General features: G+C 47.7%; 12 protein-coding genes and 1 tRNA gene. All 13 read left to right on the top strand.

The annotated features are described in order from the left end of the window. The first annotated feature begins 122 nt into the window (after positions 1-122). The 13 genes from ACPAOP_RS09870 to ACPAOP_RS09810 all read left to right on the top strand — a co-directional run bounded on the left by ACPAOP_RS09870 (position 123) and on the right by ACPAOP_RS09810 (position 13,560). Positions 123-2,927, top strand: coding sequence for a FimV/HubP family polar landmark protein (locus tag ACPAOP_RS09870; RefSeq protein ID WP_423707837.1), 2,805 nt, complete (start codon positions 123-125; stop codon positions 2,925-2,927). 71 nt (positions 2,928-2,998) lie between these two features. Next, entirely contained in the window at positions 2,999-3,814 is an 816-nt protein-coding gene (gene truA / locus ACPAOP_RS09865; protein ID WP_423707836.1) for a tRNA pseudouridine(38-40) synthase TruA, read from the top strand. Between the two features lie 169 nt (positions 3,815-3,983). Next, the gene (lepA, locus tag ACPAOP_RS09860) at positions 3,984-5,777 is read left to right on the top strand and encodes a translation elongation factor 4 (RefSeq protein ID WP_423681926.1); all 1,794 of its coding nucleotides are present in this window, start codon (positions 3,984-3,986) and stop codon (positions 5,775-5,777) included. Next, complete coding sequence (gene lepB / locus ACPAOP_RS09855; protein WP_423707834.1) at positions 5,774-6,685, top strand: signal peptidase I; 912 nt, start codon at positions 5,774-5,776, stop codon at positions 6,683-6,685. The genes lepA and lepB overlap by 4 nt, the downstream gene beginning before the upstream one ends. 29 nt (positions 6,686-6,714) lie before the next feature. Further along, positions 6,715-7,110 carry a DUF4845 domain-containing protein gene (locus tag ACPAOP_RS09850; RefSeq protein ID WP_423681930.1) on the top strand — a complete coding sequence of 132 codons (396 nt, stop codon included), beginning with the start codon at positions 6,715-6,717 and terminating at the stop codon, positions 7,108-7,110. An 11-nt stretch (positions 7,111-7,121) separates the two neighbouring features. Next, positions 7,122-7,988, top strand: a complete 867-nt coding sequence (rnc, locus tag ACPAOP_RS09845; protein WP_423681932.1) for a ribonuclease III — start codon at positions 7,122-7,124, stop codon at positions 7,986-7,988. A 7-nt stretch (positions 7,989-7,995) separates the two neighbouring features. Further along, positions 7,996-8,898: a GTPase Era gene (gene era, locus ACPAOP_RS09840; RefSeq protein WP_423681934.1), complete on the top strand. Its 903-nt coding sequence runs from the start codon at positions 7,996-7,998 to the stop codon at positions 8,896-8,898. Between the two features lie 8 nt (positions 8,899-8,906). Continuing rightward, complete coding sequence (gene recO / locus ACPAOP_RS09835; RefSeq protein ID WP_423681936.1) at positions 8,907-9,755, top strand: DNA repair protein RecO; 849 nt, start codon at positions 8,907-8,909, stop codon at positions 9,753-9,755. Next, the gene (locus tag ACPAOP_RS09830) at positions 9,752-10,513 is read left to right on the top strand and encodes a pyridoxine 5'-phosphate synthase (protein WP_423681937.1); all 762 of its coding nucleotides are present in this window, start codon (positions 9,752-9,754) and stop codon (positions 10,511-10,513) included. Before recO ends, ACPAOP_RS09830 begins: the two co-directional genes overlap by 4 nt. 1 nt (position 10,514) lies before the next feature. Then, positions 10,515-10,931 (top strand): holo-ACP synthase, encoded by a 417-nt coding sequence (gene acpS, locus ACPAOP_RS09825; RefSeq protein ID WP_423707832.1) that lies wholly within the window; start codon positions 10,515-10,517, stop codon positions 10,929-10,931. After that, entirely contained in the window at positions 10,931-12,808 is a 1,878-nt protein-coding gene (uvrC, locus tag ACPAOP_RS09820; protein WP_423707830.1) for an excinuclease ABC subunit UvrC, read from the top strand. The genes acpS and uvrC overlap by 1 nt, the downstream gene beginning before the upstream one ends. A 38-nt stretch (positions 12,809-12,846) precedes the next feature. Beyond that, positions 12,847-13,434, top strand: a complete 588-nt coding sequence (gene pgsA / locus ACPAOP_RS09815) for a CDP-diacylglycerol--glycerol-3-phosphate 3-phosphatidyltransferase (RefSeq protein ID WP_423707828.1) — start codon at positions 12,847-12,849, stop codon at positions 13,432-13,434. A gap of 50 nt (positions 13,435-13,484) precedes the next feature. Further along, positions 13,485-13,560, top strand: a tRNA-Gly gene (locus ACPAOP_RS09810). Positions 13,561-13,566: the final 6 nt, after the last annotated feature.

Here is a 13,566-nt window from a genome sequence, read left to right as displayed (position 1 = left end):
GGGTTAAGCTTGCACCGCTAAGATGGTGATGTTATCGTAAAACGATATGATGCTTAGCTCGGCAATTTATTAAGCCTATCCCAGCGGACTTTGTTCGCCAAATTCCCAATATGTCTGACAAAATGCATAAACAAAAAAGAACATCTGTGACTTCCCTGGGACGTAAAGTCTTGAGCATTGCGGTAACTTCCAGCTTGCTGTTCATGTCGCAGGCAAATGCGACGGGCTTGGGGCGACTGACAGTGCTTTCTTCTCTGGGGCAGCCACTCAGTGCAGAAATAGAACTGACATCGCCCAGCAAAGAAGAAATCGGTTCTCTGGTGCCTAAGCTGGCATCTCCTGAGGCATTTCGTCAGGCAAACATCGATTTTAATGCGGCGCTTTTATCGTTGCGTTTTGCAGTCGAGCCGCGTGGCTCAGGTTACGTGATTAAAGTGACGTCGTCACAAGCGATGAATGAACCGTTTGTCGATATGTTGCTGGAAATGAATTCATCGAATGGGAAGTTGCTCCGTGAGTACACATTCCTGCTTGACCCTGCGGAGTTAAGAAATAGTCAGTCTCCTCAGCTGGCAAATCCGACGGTTGTAGCAAATAAGCGACAAGCAACGGCGACACCTGAAACGGCATCCCGCGCCGCTGCGCCTATGCCCCTTAACGGAAATCAGAAATCACCGGTTCAGGGAAAAGAGTCTGCTGTTCCTGCCCAGGCACAAACACAAACTAAGCCTGCCGGTGAGTATGTTGTAAAAAAAGGCGATACGCTGGCAAAGGTCGCGTCTGCACATCGTGCAGAGGGTGTTTCCCTGGATCAGATGCTTGTGAGCCTGTACAAGGCGAATCCGCAGGCATTCGTTGGTCAGAATATGAATCGCCTGAAGGCTGGTCAGATTCTGACAATACCAGACAGCGATACCGTAAAGACGAGTGCTGGAAACGCAGCCGGCGCACGCTCCGTCGTTCTGGCGCATGCCGCAGATTTTAATGCCTATCGTAATAAACTTGCTGATCATGTAGATCGTGCTCCTGCGGAAAAAGGACAGGCAGCAAAGCAGACAGCGAGCGGTACCATTACTGCGAAGGTAAAAGAAACGCCTACCGCGACCAGCGAATCCGCTGATAAGCTGAAATTATCAAAGTCAGCAAATGCTGCAGCTAAAACCAGCGATGGGAAAGGTGTTTCCGAAGAAGATAAACTGGCAAAAAGCAAAGCTGCCGAAGAGGCTGCCGGCCGTCTGAAAGAATTAGAGAAAAATGTCGGTGATCTGCAGCGATTGCTTGATATAAAAAATAAAGATCTTGCCGCAAAAGAGCTTGAGTTAAATGCGAAGGCAAAGGCTGAACAGAATCCGGTGCCGGCAAGTGCAGCTGTTGCGGCTACTGGAAAGACCGTAGTCGCTTCAAATGTCGTCGCCACGCCTGAGCGTGCCGACGTTGCTTCTGGATCTGCGTCTGTTGTGGCCGCGAGTTCAGCGAGTGCTCCGGCAGCATCAAACAAGCCGCCAAGACGCAAGCCTGTTGCGCCTCCACCACCTCCGCCAGAACCAAGTTTCTTTGAAAGTATTTCTGAGTTCCTGCTTCCGGGCGGAGCTGTCGCTCTGGCGCTTCTTGCCGGTGCGGGTCTGTGGTTTAACAATAAAAAGAAAAAGGCACAGCAGTTTGAGGACAGTATTCTGACTGGTTCCAGCATGAAGGCAAACTCAATGTTTGGTTCAACTGGCGGTCAGAGCGTCGATACAAATAATAGTGTCTTTAATTCAAATTTTGCGCCGTCTGCCAGTCAGCTGGATGCGAATGAAGTTGATCCTGTCGCTGAGGCCGATGTTTATATTGCTTACGGACGAGATTCTCAGGCTGAGGAAATTTTGAAAGAGGCGTTGCGTACTCAGCCTGACCGTCATGCTGTCAGAGTTAAATTGCTGGAAATTTATTCGGCAAGAAAAGACACAAAGTTGTTTGAACGTCTGGCCAGTGAATTGTATGGTATGACAGGTGGTGAGGGTGAGGAATGGGCGCAGGCTGCCTCGATGGGGATTGCGCTGGAACCTGGTAATCCTCTGTATGCTGGTGGTAAAGCGATGCCGGAAGCGGGTGTGCAGGGTGGTTTGGGGGCGACAACTCAACCATTAGAAGATCTTGATCCTGATGCTTTGCTGGCAAATTCTTTGTCAAGAGATATGCTTGATGCCATCAGTATTATTGATACTGCATCGCATGCACCGGAACCGACGCCGGAAGCTGAGAAGGAAATGGTCTCAGATACGGAAACAGATAATGCTGCAGCGCTTGATTTTGACCTGGGGCTGAGCGAGTCTGCGGTTCCAGAGATTCCAGCGACTCCGGAAGTTTCTGAAGTTCAGGCAACTGCACCAGCAGTCGCGGCTGATGAGCAAACCCATGATATCGATTTCGGCAGTATTGATTTTGACTTTGGCGATAATAAGCCTGTCGATGCTGAAGTTAAACCGGTTCCAGAAGAGGAGCCAGTGAATGATGTGGTTGCAGATTTTGACTTCGCATCGCTTGACTTTGATGTGCCTGCGATAGAAGCTGCTCCGGTTGAGCCTGGTGTGCTTGAAGTGCCGGTAGTTGATGAGCATGTCGAGTCAGTTGCCGAAGTCGTAGCCGACTCTGCGAAGCTTCAGGAGCAAGATCACGCAGCTGCATTTGAATTTGATTTATCGGGAATTGATCTTGATTTGCCGTCAGACGATACGCACAAAGCTGTTGACGCTGATTTGCCTTCGGCTGCAGTCGAAGAGTCTGTTGAGGAAAACGCTGAGATGTCCACCAAGCTCGATTTGGCGGTTGCTTATCATGAAATCGGCGATAAAGAAGGTGCCAGAGAGTTGCTTGATGAAGTGCTCAAAGGTGGTACCGCATCGCAGAAAGAGCGGGCGAGTGCTATGTTGGATCAGATGGCATAATCTGCTCTTGAAATTTTTGCGGGCGCAGCGCTTTGCTTGCGCCCGTTTTTCTTTTTGAATGGTGATTTGTTGTGAAACGTCTTGTGTTGGGAGTGCAGTACGACGGAAGTGGTTGGCATGGCTGGCAGACGCAACCGTCCGGTGAAACAATACAGGACGTTTTAGAGTCGGCGCTTTATCAATTTTGCGGGACAAAAGTTGACACCGTTTGCGCCGGACGAACTGATGCAGGGGTGCATGGCCTCGAACAAGTCGTCCACTTTGATACCGGGCTTGCCCGTGCTCCTTATTCCTGGGTCAATGGTGTCAATGCGTTTTTGCCTCAGACGATAGCAATACAGTGGGCGAAGGAACTGGTGCTGGATGAGAATTCGCTGGATAATTTTCATGCCAGATTCAGTGCCAGAGCCAGAACCTATCACTACGTATTAAGTAATAGTAAAATACGTTCTCCTATGTGGTCCGGGCGTGCAGGATGGGTGTTTCGTCCGCTTGATGTTGCGAGGATGCGCGAGGCGGCTGAATATTTACTGGGAGAGCATGATTTTTCTGCTTTTCGTGCTTCAGGTTGTCAGGCAAAGACCCCGGTTAAACAGATGTATGAGATCCGGATTAGGCAGCAAGGAGAATTGATTGTTTTTACTTTGAGGGCAAGTGCTTTTTTGCATCACATGGTGAGAAACATTGTCGGTTCTCTTATTTTTGTCGGTACAGGTAAGCGTGAGCCTTCATGGATCGCTGATGTACTGATAAGTAAAGACAGAAGTATTGCAGCGCCGACATTTATGCCGGATGGTTTATACCTGGCAAAAATCGACTACGAAGAGAAGTGGGGATTGCCGCAGTCTGCAGGTTCGGATCTTCCCGGGTTCTTATCTCTTTTATAGTATTTAGTCGTGCGCTTTATGTGAATTATCAGTTACCCACCTTGAAATCCGGTAAAATGCCGGAATGCAAAACCAGAACTGAAGGCGCTCGCCTGGGGACTGTTGCCCAGACTGGAGCGCTTTTTTTTAGCCCTTATTTGCCTCATTTCAGTAAATATTTGTAATTTCAATGAACAATATCCGGAATTTTTCTATTATCGCCCATATCGATCACGGTAAGTCCACGCTTGCGGATCGGATTATTCAAATTTGTGGTGGCCTGTCTGATCGCGAAATGGAAGCGCAAGTCCTTGACTCTATGGATATTGAGCGCGAGCGCGGAATTACAATTAAAGCGCAGACAGCTGCGCTGCACTATAAAGCACGTGATGGTCAGATTTACAACCTGAATCTGATTGATACACCGGGACACGTCGATTTTAGCTACGAAGTCAGCCGCTCTTTATCTGCGTGTGAGGGTGCTTTGCTGGTCGTTGATGCATCCCAGGGCGTTGAGGCGCAGACTGTCGCTAACTGCTACACCGCAATTGAGTTGGGCGTTGAGGTGGTGCCTGTACTTAATAAAATTGACTTGCCTTCAGCTGATCCGGATAACGCTTGTGCTGAAATCGAAGAAGTGATTGGTATTGATGCTTCGGATGCCGTGCATTGCTCCGCCAAGACGGGGCTGGGTGTTGTCGATGTACTGGAATCTTTGATCGCTAAAGTACCTCCGCCAAAAGGTGATCCTGATGCGCCACTGCAAGCACTGATCGTTGACTCCTGGTTTGATAATTATGTTGGTGTTGTCATGCTGGTCAGAATCATGAACGGTACTTTACGACCAAAAGACAAAATTCTTTTTATGGCAACGGGTGCGCAACATCTGGTTGAAAGTGTCGGTGTTTTTACTCCGAAATCATTATCGCGTGATCAATTGTCCGCAGGACAGGTAGGCTTTGTTATCGCAGGAATTAAAGAGCTGAAGGCGGCTAAAGTAGGGGACACGATCACGATTGCGAATAAGCCTGCTGCTGAGCCACTTCCTGGTTTTAAAGAAGTACAGCCACAAGTTTTCGCCGGATTGTTCCCGGTTGAGGCCAATCAGTATGATGCTTTGCGCGATTCTCTGGAAAAATTAAAACTCAATGATGCTGCCCTGATGTACGAGCCTGAAGTATCTCAGGCGCTTGGTTTTGGTTTCCGCTGTGGTTTCCTCGGCTTACTTCATATGGAGATCGTTCAGGAACGTCTCGAACGTGAATTTGATATGGACCTCATCACCACGGCGCCAACCGTCGTTTATGAAGTGGTGATGGCAGACGGCTCCATTCTGATGGTTGATAATCCATCAAAAATGCCGGATCCATCCAAGATTGAGGAAATTCGGGAACCGATTGTTACTGTTAATTTGTATATGCCGCAGGAATATGTAGGTGCTGTCATTACCCTGTGTACCCAGAAACGCGGTGTCCAAATGGATATGAGCTATCACGGACGCCAGGTGAAATTGACCTATGAAATGCCGATGGCTGAAATTGTGCTTGATTTTTTTGATCGTTTGAAATCGACTTCGCGTGGATATGCGTCCATGGATTACGAATTTAAAGAGAATCGTGCTGCCGATGTAGTTAAAGTCGATATGCTGATTAATAGTGAAAAAGTAGATGCTCTGGCGATTATCGTCCATCGTTCAAACAGTCAGTTCCGCGGACGTGCCGTTGCCGCTAAGATGCGTGAACTGATTCCACGGCAAATGTTTGATGTAGCGATTCAGGCTGCAATCGGTTCTAATATTATTTCTCGTGAGAATGTGAAAGCGCTGCGCAAAAATGTGTTGGCGAAGTGCTATGGTGGTGATATCAGTCGTAAACGAAAATTGCTTGAAAAGCAAAAAGCGGGTAAAAAACGAATGAAACAGGTGGGTTCTGTCGAAATTCCTCAGGAAGCGTTTTTGGCAATTTTACAAGTGGATGAAAAATGAGTTTTCAGTCAATTTTAGGGAATTTTGCCCTGATTCTGTTTGTGTTGACGGTGGGGACGGGAATCGTCTGGTTTCTTGATGTGTTTTTTTTGTCTAAACAAAGACGCCTTGCCGCAGATAAAGCGCTGGCTGAGTTTGATGCGAGAACAGCAAAACTGGAGGCGGATGGAATCCGTGTTGAACAGGGAAAACGTGCAGAGATAGAAGCCAGCCTATTGCGTCAACCTGTGTGGATAGAGTATTCCGGCAGTTTCTTTCCGGTGATCGCACTGGTTTTCTTTCTTCGTTCGTTTCTTTACGAGCCATTCAAAATTCCATCAAGTTCGATGTTGCCAACTTTATTTGTCGGCGACCTGATTCTGGTAAATAAGTTTGAATATGGTATCCGTTTGCCTATCCTTAATAAAAAGATTATTGAATTAGGCAATCCGCAGCGTGGTGATGTGATGGTTTTTAAATACCCTGTAGATCCAACTGTTGACTATATTAAACGTGTGGTCGGTGTGCCAGGCGATAAGGTTGTATACAGGAATAAGCGGTTGTTGATTAACGGCAAAGCCCTTGATTATCAGACTATGCCGGATTTTCTTGATGAAGAGCACCTGAATTATTCAAAACAATATAAAGAAAATCTGACCGGAGTATCGCACCGGATATTGAATGATGATAATGCACCTGCGTTTGTCCGGGATCCGTTCAATTTTCCGAAAAGAGAAAATTGTACTTACGACACTGAAGGATTTTCCTGTGTGGTGCCGGATGGACATTATTTTATGATGGGCGATAATCGCGACAATAGTCTCGACAGCCGTTACTGGGGCTTCGTTCCGGATCAGAATATCGTTGGTAAGGCATTTTTCATCTGGATGAATTTGGGAAATATTAAACGCATCGGTAGTTTTAATTAAAATAACTGAAATGTAGAGAAAGAGAAATTATGCAAAAAGCTCAACGTTTTTCTTTGAAGTCGCAGCGTGGTATTTCTTTAGTCGGACTTATTTTATCTTTAGGTGTGATCGTTTTAATTGCGATGCTGGCAATGAAAGTGGTGCCAACGGTGATTGAATACACATCGATAAAAAAGGCGATCGGTGTCGCTAAAACGGGTGGGTCAACTGTTAACGAGATTCAGAATACTTTTGATAAACAGGCAGAAGTTGGCTACATTACTTCAATCACCGGTAAAGATCTGGTCATCACCAGAGATAACGGCGATATTGACATCAGTTTCTCCTATCAGAAAAAAATCCCTTTATTTGGTCCTGCAACATTATTGCTGGAATATGAAGGTACAACGGCAAAAAGTGGCGTCTCCGCTAAAAAGCCAGAATAAACAGAACACGTATGAATCTTCAACTATTGCAAAAAAAGCTGGGGTACCAGTTCAGTAACCCGGCTTTATTGCAGCAGGCCTTGACGCATCGCAGTCATAGCGTTTTACATAATGAACGATTGGAATTTCTGGGCGACTCGATTTTGAATTGTGTGGTTGCTTCGCTCTTGTTTGATAGTTTTTCGGATATTGATGAGGGCGATTTATCAAGGGTCCGCGCCAATCTGGTCAAACAGCAATCGCTCTATGAAATTGCACAAAGAATAGAACTATCTCAATTTTTAAGGTTGGGTGAGGGTGAACTTAAATCAGGCGGCTTTCGTCGCCCATCCATTCTTGCTGATGCGCTGGAGGCTTTATTTGGCGCAATTTTCCTTGATTCTGGCTTTGATTCCGCGAAAGAAGTGATTCGCATGCTTTACGCGCCGGTTATGATTGCTATTGATCCGACAACCTTAGGTAAAGATGCCAAGACCTTGTTGCAGGAATTTTTGCAGAGTAAAAAAATTCCTTTGCCTCAGTACAATGTGGTTGCGACTCATGGCGCTGCGCACAATCAGGAATTTGAGATTGCATGTCTGGTTCCCAAGCTTGACATTCAGGTTTTTGGTACTGGCGGCAGCCGCCGTGCTGGTGAGCAGGCGGCTGCAAAACTGGCGTTAGAGGCGGCAATGTCGGCATTGGCCAAGACGCCAGGTGCGCGCAAATCGAAACCGAGATCCGCACAATTAAAACTGGCCGGAATAGCGACGTCGCAACTCGACACTGCAAGTGCGCTGACAGATTTGCAACAGACTACACCAGAAATACCTGAATCTGCTTCGACGAATCCACCTGATGCGGGGGGGGATTCAAGCCCACACCCGAAAACAGCATGAGCACTCTATGAATGAATTAACTGATAACCCTGATTTTCGCTGTGGGTATATAGCTATCATCGGCCGTCCTAACGTTGGTAAGTCGACTTTAATGAATGCGTTGATTGGAGCAAAAGTCAGCATTACCTCTCGTAAAGCTCAGACGACCCGGCATCGTATTACCGGTATACAAACGAAAGACAATACGCAGTTTGTCTATGTTGATACACCGGGTTTTCAGACCCGGCACTCAAATGCTTTAAACCGCACGCTGAACCGTACTGTGACAACAACTCTCACAGCGGCTGACGTGATTCTGTTTTTGGTAGAGGCCGGCACTTTTGGGCAAGCAGATCAGCAAGTCATTGATTTGTTACCAAAAAATGTCCCTTGTATTCTGGTGATTAACAAATCTGATCGTATTAAAGATAAAGCGGTCATGATGCCATTTGCACAGAAGGTGGCAGCATTGTATCCCTTTGCCGCGATTGTTCCGGTCTCAGCTACTCTGCGTTTCCAGCTTGAGAACCTCGAGGGCGAAACGAGAAAATATTTACCACTGAATCCGCCGATGTTCGCGGAAGATGATATTACTGACCGCAGTGAAAAATTTCTCGCGACTGAAATTGTCCGCGAAAAATTATTCCGTTTTGTCGGAGATGAGTTGCCGTACACAAGTACGGTGCTGATTGAAAAATTTGAACAGGAAGGCAACCTGCGGCGGATTTTTGTCGCTATTCTCGTCGATCGGGATGGACATAAATCGATGGTGATTGGTCATAAGGGATCGCGTCTCAAAGATATTTCCACGCAGTCTCGTGTGGATATGGAGAAGCTGTTCGGCGGCCCTGTTTATCTCGAAATCTGGGTCAAAGTCAAATCCGGTTGGGCAGATAACGAGGCAGGTTTAAGAGCCTACGGTTACGAATAATTTGTCGTATGACTGCTGTTCGTACAGTCGATGTAAATCAGCTTGGCGACACTTTCAATGAGGTCGCCATCGCTACTGATGCTGCTCTGACTCCCGTTGGTCCCCAAAAAAAATCCCGAACGAGTGCTGGCGGTATCGCTTCGCGTGAGCGCAGAATACTCAATCAGCCCGGGTTTGTATTGCACTCGTGGCCGTATAAAGAAACCAGCCTGATTGTAGAGATATTCACTCGCGACTACGGCCGTATTGCTCTTGTCGCCAAAGGTGCTAAGCGACCCCACTCTCAGTTACGCAGTGTGTTACAAACCTTTCAGCCTTTACAGTTGGGGTGGACAGGAAAATCCGAAATCCGGGTAATGACAGGAGCTGACTGGGTGGGTGGTATGCTTCCCCTTGAACGCTCAGCGTTATTGTGCGGGTTTTACCTCAATGAGCTGCTGGTCAAATTTCTGGTGCGTGATGAACCACATACGGCACTGTTTGAACAGTATGTCAGCACCTTGAATTTGTTGGCTCATGATGAGCCGGCGTCTGTCGTTCTGCGTCAGTTTGAACTGGCGTTGTTGCGGGAGTCGGGTTTGTTAGGTGATTTAACGTTTTGCACGGTTTCCGGAAGTAAAGTCGATGCAGCCTTGAATTACGTCGTCGATCCTGAAGTCGGTACGCGGCTTGCGACGGCTGCAGATAATATTCCCGTTGTCGTTGGTAAAACCTTATTGGATATGGCTCAGGCAGATTACGCTGATACGCTCACGCAATTTCAAAGCAAGATGTTGATGCGTTTTTTGCTTGGTTACCACTTGCATGGCGCATCCTTAAACACCAGGCAGATTCTGATAGATTTGCAAAATTTATGAACATCTACCCATATCGGCAATCTACCTTGCTTGAAGTCAGTCTTGATCCGCTGTTCAGCTTAATGGATGGTGACAACGACAGTTCCCTCGATCCTGTTGCATTCGCGATGACCGCAGAAGAAGCTGGTGCAGATGGCTTATCTGTCTATTTATCCGAGCAAAACGCAACTGTCCGGCTTGTGTTGATACAGGTCATGTTACGGCAATTTACAGGGCGTATCAAAATCAATACCGCAGCAACAGCGCTGGCAGTGAACATTGCTGCGGAACTCAGCCCGGCTGCTGTGTGTCTGGTCGCGCCGGGTAGCGGAATGCATGGTCGTCCGGTACCTGTCGATGCTGTTAATGATTTCTCGCTATTGCAGCCTTTTGTTCGTCAGTTGAATTTGTCCGGGCATATCTCATCCTTGTTTGTCATGCCAGTTGCCCGACAGGTTCAGGCGTGTGCAGAATTAGGTGTGAAAGCGATCGTGCTGAGCGTTGACCGCTACACTCTGGCGCGCAACGAGGAGGAGCGAGACCAGGCGTTGAATGAGTTGCAGAGCATGACGATTGAAAGCATGCGGCAAGGTTTGTCAGTACAGCTGGGTGGCAGCGTTGATTATCAAAATATTGCGGTCTTTGCAGCGATAGCTGATGTTACGCAAGTCAATATCGGTGACGCGATATTTTTCCGCGCTCTTTCAGTCGGATGGAACGTCGCCGTCAAAGAAATGAATGCGATGGCGGTCCGCGCAGGATTAATGCAGAGGGGGTGAGATGATTTATGGCGTCGGCACTGATATCGTTCAACTTCTCCGTATAGAGCAGGCGTTGGCCAGGGGAGGCGAGCGCTTCGCAAAAAAAATTCTGGGCGACGACGAGCTGCGTATTTTTTTTCAGAGAAGAGAGATGAATTCTCAGCGCGGGACAAGGTATCTGGCCACCAGATTTGCGGCGAAAGAGGCATTTTCCAAGGCGATCGGGACAGGCGTGACTGCACCGATGACCTTGCATAATATGCAGACGCTGAACGATGATGAGGGTAAGCCTGTTGTTAAGCTGACCGGCGTTATGCAAGAGTGGATGAGCTCGCGCTGCCTGACCGCTCATATTTCACTGAGCGACGAAGCTGATCACGTTCTGGCCTTCGTCATTGTAGAGAAAAAATCCCCTGCATTCGGCGCAGAAATCTGATGGATACGAATCAATCTCCTCCGTTGAGTGATGCTCGTCAATCAGTATTAGATACGGTATCAAAACTTCCCCACCTACCTGGCGTCTATCGCTACTTTGACGAGCAAGGTCAGGTGTTGTATGTGGGGAAGGCGCGCGATCTGAAGAAGCGCGTTAATAGTTACTTTCAAAAGACCTTATCGAGTCCGCGTATTGCCATGATGGTCGAAAAAATCGTCAGGCTGGAAACGACAGTGACACGCAGCGAAGCGGAAGCCCTGATTCTGGAAAATAATCTTATCAAGGCTTTACGGCCTCGCTACAATATTTTGTTCCGGGATGACAAGTCTTATCCCTACCTGAAAATTACTTCGGAAAAGACGCCGCGGATGACTTATTACCGTGGCGCGATCGATAAAAAGCACCAGTATTTCGGTCCGTTCCCCTCGGGATGGGCGGTAAAAGAGTCGATGCAAATTCTGCAGAAAGTATTTTTGTTGCGCAGTTGTGAAGACAGCGTTTTTGCAAATCGTACGCGACCCTGCTTGTTGCATCAGATTCAGCGTTGTAGTGCGCCTTGTGTCGATCTTATTGCCCCCGAAGATTATTTGCAGGATGTAAAAAATGCCGCTGACTTTTTGCGTGGACGGCAACTCGAAGTCATGCAGACATTGGAGAAGAAAATGCTGGCATTTTCTTCTGAACTGAAATTCGAACAGGCCGCATTCGTTCGTAATCAGATGTCAGCCTTGTCTAAAGTTTTGCATCAGCAAAGTATGGAGACTACCGGCAATGCCGATGTCGATATCATTGCTGTGATCGTTGAGGGGGGGCGGGCCTGTGTGAATCTAGCGATGGTTCGTGGCGGGCGGCATCTCGGGGACAGGGCTTATTTCCCCAGTCATATTGATGATGTCAGATCTACTGCAGAAGACTCGATTGAGCAGGAAATCGTTGCAGCTTTTCTTGCACAGCATTATGTCGATCAGTTCATTCCATCCACGATTGTGATGAATGTCGAACTCAATGAACCAGATCTGATGCTGGCGCTTGCTGAACAGTGCGGACACAAAATTCATTTATCTTTCCAGCCCCAGGAGCAACGACGTATCTGGCTGGAAATGGCGGTGAAGGGCGCCGCTTTGGCGCTGACCAGACTGCTTTCGGAGCAAGGCTCACAGCAAGCCAGGACGCTGGCACTGGCGTCTGTGCTTGATCTCGATACGGAAAATCCTGAACAGCTGCGGATTGAATGTTTTGATATCAGTCATACTCAGGGAGAAGCGACGCAGGCGTCATGCGTGGTTTTTCATCATCACGCAATGCAGAGCAGCGAATACCGTCGCTACAACATCAAAGACATTACGCCGGGGGATGACTACGCTGCAATGAGACAGGTACTGTTCCGTCGTTATGAAAAAATTGTCTGCGATCAGGATGAAAATGTGCGGAATCTGCCGGATGTTGTTTTGATTGATGGTGGTAAGGGGCAAGTTGAGATGGCGCGCCAGGTCTTTGTTGAGCTTGGTCTGGATACCAGCAGAATTGTGGGCGTTGCCAAAGGTGAGGGGCGCAAGGTTGGTCTGGAAACCCTGGTCTTTGTTGATGGTCGCGAGCCAAAAGAACTCGGTAAAGAGTCTGCAGCATTGATGCTCATTGCACAAATTCGTGATGAGGCGCATCGCTTCGCCATTACTGGCATGCGGGCGAAGCGGGATAAATCCAGGCAGGCTTCACAGTTAGAAGAGATCGAAGGTGTGGGACCGAAGCGCAGACAAAAATTACTGGTGCGCTTCGGTGGCTTGAAGGGGGTCAGTGACGCCAGCGTTGAAGAGCTCGCCAGCGTTGAAGGCATATCCCGTCAGCTGGCCGAAGAAATTTACAAGCGATTGCGTTAGCCCAATATAATTACCGGAAATAATCTGAATAAAAACTTATGCCATTTAATTTTCCTATTTTGTTGACGTGGTTACGTGTCGCGTTGATTCCGCTGGTCGTCGGTGTATTTTATTTGCCTGATACATGGTTGAGTCCCTTTGAAAAAGGAGTTGCCTCCAGCCTTGTCTTTATTATCGCAGCGGTGACAGATTGGTTTGATGGCTTTCTTGCGCGTCGCTGGAATCAGACTTCTTCGTTCGGTGCCTTTCTTGATCCGGTCGCGGATAAGTTAATGGTCGCCGGTGCGTTGCTTGTGCTGGTAGAGTTTGACAGAGTCAACGCCGTTGTCGCATTCGTGATTATTGGTCGCGAAATTACCATCTCTGCGTTGCGAGAGTGGATGGCGCTGATTGGTGCTTCAAAGTCGGTTGCAGTCAGCTCGATTGGTAAAATCAAAACTGCCGCGCAAATGACAGCGATACCGCTGCTTCTGAGCCCTGATTTTGTGTTACTCAATTATATTGACAGCGGTCTGATCGGCTCTTGGTTGCTGTTGATTGCTGCGGTGTTGACGGTATGGTCCATGTTTTATTATTTAAGGAAAGCGTGGCCTTTGATTAAAGAGACATCGGAAAAACTGAGTTAGCTCGCTTGACAGAATTCAGAGATACTATATAATTCTGGTCTTTCGTTGATGCGGGAATAGCTCAGTTGGTAGAGCGCAACCTTGCCAAGGTTGAGGTCGAGAGTTCGAGACTCTTTTCCCGCTCCAAGTTCT

The organism is Undibacterium sp. WLX3042 (assembly GCF_049544825.1).
In the GTDB taxonomy this organism is placed as follows: Bacteria; Pseudomonadota; Gammaproteobacteria; order Burkholderiales; family Burkholderiaceae_D; genus Undibacterium.
The sequence above is the reverse complement of the archived record's forward strand: the minus strand, read 5'-3'. Positions and strand labels throughout refer to the sequence as shown.

Coding starts and splice junctions, on each gene's coding strand:
- ACPAOP_RS09870 (WP_423707837.1), top strand. CDS start 123: ATGCATAAACAAAAAAGAACATCTGTGACTTCCCTGGGACGTAAAGTC.
- lepA (WP_423681926.1), top strand. CDS start 3,984: ATGAACAATATCCGGAATTTTTCTATTATCGCCCATATCGATCACGGT.
- lepB (WP_423707834.1), top strand. CDS start 5,774: ATGAGTTTTCAGTCAATTTTAGGGAATTTTGCCCTGATTCTGTTTGTG.
- ACPAOP_RS09850 (WP_423681930.1), top strand. CDS start 6,715: ATGCAAAAAGCTCAACGTTTTTCTTTGAAGTCGCAGCGTGGTATTTCT.
- rnc (WP_423681932.1), top strand. CDS start 7,122: ATGAATCTTCAACTATTGCAAAAAAAGCTGGGGTACCAGTTCAGTAAC.
- era (WP_423681934.1), top strand. CDS start 7,996: ATGAATGAATTAACTGATAACCCTGATTTTCGCTGTGGGTATATAGCT.
- recO (WP_423681936.1), top strand. CDS start 8,907: ATGACTGCTGTTCGTACAGTCGATGTAAATCAGCTTGGCGACACTTTC.
- ACPAOP_RS09830 (WP_423681937.1), top strand. CDS start 9,752: ATGAACATCTACCCATATCGGCAATCTACCTTGCTTGAAGTCAGTCTT.
- acpS (WP_423707832.1), top strand. CDS start 10,515: ATGATTTATGGCGTCGGCACTGATATCGTTCAACTTCTCCGTATAGAG.
- uvrC (WP_423707830.1), top strand. CDS start 10,931: ATGGATACGAATCAATCTCCTCCGTTGAGTGATGCTCGTCAATCAGTA.
- pgsA (WP_423707828.1), top strand. CDS start 12,847: ATGCCATTTAATTTTCCTATTTTGTTGACGTGGTTACGTGTCGCGTTG.